The organism is Methylophaga sp. UBA1464, assembly GCF_002325665.1.
Lineage (GTDB): Bacteria > Pseudomonadota > Gammaproteobacteria > Nitrosococcales > Methylophagaceae > Methylophaga.
Map to the genome: position 1 here is coordinate 1 of NZ_DCSO01000091.1, position 4,355 is coordinate 4,355.

Consider the following 4,355-nt stretch of genomic DNA (forward strand, 5'->3'; position numbering starts at 1 on the left):
CGCTAAAATGTTCATTGGTCTGGATTTAACATTGCTCCAGGGGTATGGGCTCACAGAGACCAGTCCGGTTATCAGTGTCAATGAACCTTCAAGCAATGATCCGTCAAGCGTTGGCAGACCAATAAGAGGCGTTGAAGTCCGTATCGGCAAGGATGATGAACTGCAAGTTAAAGGTCCGGGGAATATGCTGGGATACTGGAATAATCATAAAGCCACAGCACAAACCATTGATGCTGATGGTTGGCTTCACACTGGGGATAAAGCCCATATCAGTGAAAGTGGACACATCCACATTGTCGGTCGAATCAAAGATATTCTGGTACTCAATAATGGCGAGAAAGTACCACCTGCCGATATTGAAGCCACCATCATCAGTAACGGACTGATTGAACAGGCTTTAATTGTTGGTGAAGGCCAGCCTTATTTAGCAGCTTTACTGGTCATAAATGGAGAGAAGTGGCCACAAATTGCCCAGCAGCTGGGTTTGGATCCGCTATCTAACGATAGTCTGAACAGTAAAGTGCTACAACAGCATTTTGTCCGGTTACTCAGACAATGGTTATTCGAGTTTCCGGCTTATGCTCGAATTCGACGGGTGCATCTGACCTTGCAGCCATGGACTATCGAAAACGGCCTGTTAACCCCCACCTTAAAAGTAAAACGCGCTATGGTGCTGGAACAATTTAAAAACGAAATTGAAACTATGTATAAAGCAGCATCAAGCTGATGCAGATAAAGGTTCATTGATAAATTCAGGGATATGCCGCATAACAGCTTCAACAGTATGAAATGAACCAAAAATCAATATTCGGTCACCGTTTACAGCGTCTTCCAGAGCAAGGTTATAGGCCTCTTCTACCAATTCAGCTACATGCACCCTGTCATCAGTAATTTTACCCTGCAGGCCCGCTGCCAAATCCTCTGCCGATTGCCCCCGGCTTCCGTTAAGTCCGCCGATGAACCAATCGTCTATCACTGGAATCAGTGCGTCAAAAACCGCCCGACTATCTTTATCCCGCAACATGGCGATAACTGCATGGGTTTTGCCGCGGCATGGAATTTCCTGTATAAGTTTTGCCAGGTTCTCAGCACCTTGCTGATTATGTGTTACATCAAAGATATGAATAATGGGTCCATCAATCATCTGAAAGCGGCCGGCAAGTCTGACTTGAACTAAACCGTCACGAATTGCCGTTTCGTTAATTTTTTCCATTCCGGCATCTTTCAGCAGACTGATAACTTGTAATACCGCCGCACTGTTTTGAATTTGATAACACCCCAGCAACGCGGGCAGTGGTAAGTTCTGAAGATTGTGGCGGGTATTGTGCCAATGCCAGGCTTTGTCATGCGATTCAGCACTGAAATCTTTGTCCGCAATATAGGCTGACGCACCTAATTTATGCGCGATCTCAACAACGGTGCTGGGTGGAGAAGACTCACTACAGACAACTGGATGCCCGGCCCGCATAATGCCGGCTTTTTCAACACCAATCTGCTCGCGAGTATCGCCCAGCCACACAGTATGGTCGAGCCCTATCGGTGTAATCAACGCAATATCGGCATCAAACAGATTCACTGCGTCAAGCCGTCCGCCCATGCCAACTTCAAGTATTGCGATATCAATATTCTGTCGACAGAAAATATCAGCGGCGGCCAATGTGGCAAACTCAAAATAACTCAGTGAAATTTCAGCACGCGCCTTGTCAATGCGCTCAAATGCTTCACAAATCTGTGTATCAGTAGCTGTTTGACCATCCACGACAATACGTTCGTTATAACGCAACAGATGTGGTGAGGTGTAACAAGCTGTACGATAGCCAGCAGCTGAGAGAATAGAGGCTAATAAAGCAACCGAGGATCCTTTGCCATTAGTACCAGCAACCGTCACAATTCGGAACGGCAGTTTATTATCGGCATACATACGCAGCCAGACCGCACGGATGCGATCCAGGCCGGGATCTATTTCAGTGAAATGGAGCTGTTCCTGCCATGCCAGCCACTCTGGCAAGCTATTGAATCGCATAAACCGTATTTATACAGCTATTCGGTTTTGCATCATGGTCAACAGATTATTCAGACGATCCCGCATTTCGCGACGATCTATAATCATATCGATGGCACCATGTTCCAGCAAAAACTCACTGCGCTGGAAACCTTCAGGTAGTTTTTCACGGACAGTTTGTTCAATAACACGCGGCCCGGCAAAACCAATCAATGCTTTCGGCTCAGCCACATTGATGTCGCCAAGCATTGCCAGACTGGCTGACACGCCCCCCATTGTCGGATCAGTCATTACAGAAATATAAGGAATACCGGCATCTTCAAGTTGTGATAAAACCGCACTGGTTTTGGCCATTTGCATCAACGAAAACAGACCTTCCTGCATGCGTGCACCGCCACTGGCAGCGAAACAGATTAACGGCAATTTTTTGGCCAGTGCAACCTTTGCCGCACGGACAAACTTTTCGCCGACGACTGACCCCATTGACCCCCCCATAAAGCCAAAATCAAATGCAACAACGACTACAGGTAACCCCTTTAAGGTACCTTGCATGGCTAACAGAGCATCATTTTCACCCGTTGTTTTTTGTGCCTGGGTGATACGGTCACGATACCGTTTGCTATCTTTAAATTTAAGCGTGTCAACGGGTTTTACTTCAGTACCAATTTCCTGACGGTTGGCTTCATCAAGAAAACTTTCCAGTCGAACGCGGGCATTAATCCGCTGATGATGGTCGCATTTTGGACACACCATCTGATTTCGCTCAAGTTCTGCCCGGTAAAGCACATTGTCACATGCCGGGCATTTGCACCAGACACCTTCCGGCACAGAACGACTGCGACCACTGGTGCGGATTTTAGACGGAAGTAATCTTTCAAACCAACTCATTTTGTCACCTTATCTCTCATTAAGCCGTGACGCTTGCTAAATCACGCGCATTAATTGCATGACGCATTTCGGCTAATATACTTGCAACTGCAGCAGGCAGTTCCTGTGGACGATTGGCATGTTCTTCAATACAGCGTACCAAAGTACTCCCAACGACTACAGCGTCAGCGACCTGGGCTACTGCCGCTGCCGAACGACCATCTCTGATACCAAAGCCAACGCCAACAGGTAACGACGTGTATTTACGAATTTCTTCGAGTTTGGCAGTTACTTCATTAATTTCCAGCGCAGCCGTACCGGTCACACCTTTAATGGATACATAATAAATAAAGCCTTTGGCATATTGAGCAATTTTCTGCATTCGCTCAGCAGAGGTCGTCGGTGCAACCAGAAAGATAGTGTCGATATCGTGTGCATCCATCAAACGTTTGAACTCGTCCGACTCTTCTGGCGGCATATCCACTGTCAGGACACCATCCACACCGACCGCCTGTGCTTTTTTGGCGAACGTTTCGTAGCCCATCGCCTCAAGTGGATTGGCATATCCCATCAATACCAGCGGAGTATGGTTATTTTTTTCTCTGAATTGTTTCACCATATCCAGAATTGAATTCAGCGTAACATCATTCTTCAATGCCCGCTCGCAGGCTTTTTGGATCACCGGACCATCTGACATCGGGTCTGAAAAGGGTACACCCAACTCGATAATATCAGCGCCAGCTTCAACCAGCGCATGTAGCAATGGTACCGTTACCCATGGTTCTGGATCACCCGCCGTGACATAGGGAATAAGTGCCGTTTGCCCATCTGCCTGAAGATTTTCAAAACATTCTTTAATACGACTCATTTTATATTCCTCAGAAATTCAGACCAGCCATGGCTGCAACCGTATGCATGTCTTTATCACCACGTCCTGAAACATTTATAAGGATACTTTGATCTGCCGACATCGTTGGGGCTATCTTGGAAACATATGCTAATGCGTGACTGGTCTCCAAAGCGGGAATAATCCCTTCGGTACGCGTTAGTTCATGGAATGCATCCAAAGCTTCGTTATCCGTCACGGTGACATACTGCGCACGACCAATATCTTTTAACCACGCATGTTCAGGCCCCACACCAGGATAATCCAGTCCAGCAGAGATCGAGTGTGTTTCAGTTATTTGTCCCGCAGCATCCTGAATCAGGTAGGTACGGTTGCCGTGTAAAACACCCGGTGTACCGGCGGATAAGGGAGCCGAATGCTGGCCGGTTTGCAGACCATGACCAGCGCCTTCGACACCAATCATTGCAACTGATTTATCTTCAATAAAGGGATAAAACAGACCAATAGCATTTGAACCGCCACCGATACAGGCAACCAATGCATCCGGTAACTTACCGGTAGTATTGATCATTTGCTGACGCGCTTCACGCCCGATAACAGATTGAAAATCACGTACCATGGCCGGATATGGATGCGGCG

Annotated in this window: 5 protein-coding genes; 1 reads left to right on the top strand and 4 read right to left on the bottom strand. The window is 47.1% G+C overall.

Annotated elements, in window-relative coordinates:
- Positions 1-727 (top strand): AMP-binding protein (locus B3O33_RS12310; RefSeq protein WP_292363722.1); only part of this gene is annotated, 727 nt, incomplete at its 5' end.
- Here B3O33_RS12310 and folC read toward each other — a convergent pair.
- From folC to B3O33_RS12330, 4 genes are all read right to left on the bottom strand, one after another.
- The gene (folC, locus tag B3O33_RS12315) at positions 719-2,023 is read right to left on the bottom strand and encodes a bifunctional tetrahydrofolate synthase/dihydrofolate synthase (RefSeq protein WP_292363724.1); all 1,305 of its coding nucleotides are present in this window, start codon (positions 2,021-2,023) and stop codon (positions 719-721) included. The genes B3O33_RS12310 and folC overlap by 9 nt on opposite strands.
- 9 nt (positions 2,024-2,032) lie before the next feature.
- Positions 2,033-2,890: an acetyl-CoA carboxylase, carboxyltransferase subunit beta gene (gene accD, locus B3O33_RS12320; protein WP_292359048.1), complete on the bottom strand. Its 858-nt coding sequence runs from the start codon at positions 2,888-2,890 to the stop codon at positions 2,033-2,035.
- A gap of 19 nt (positions 2,891-2,909) precedes the next feature.
- Positions 2,910-3,737 carry a tryptophan synthase subunit alpha gene (gene trpA, locus B3O33_RS12325; RefSeq protein ID WP_292359046.1) on the bottom strand — a complete coding sequence of 276 codons (828 nt, stop codon included), beginning with the start codon at positions 3,735-3,737 and terminating at the stop codon, positions 2,910-2,912.
- A gap of 10 nt (positions 3,738-3,747) precedes the next feature.
- On the bottom strand, positions 3,748-4,355 hold a 608-nt coding region (locus B3O33_RS12330), incomplete at its 5' end, for a pyridoxal-phosphate dependent enzyme (RefSeq protein WP_292363726.1).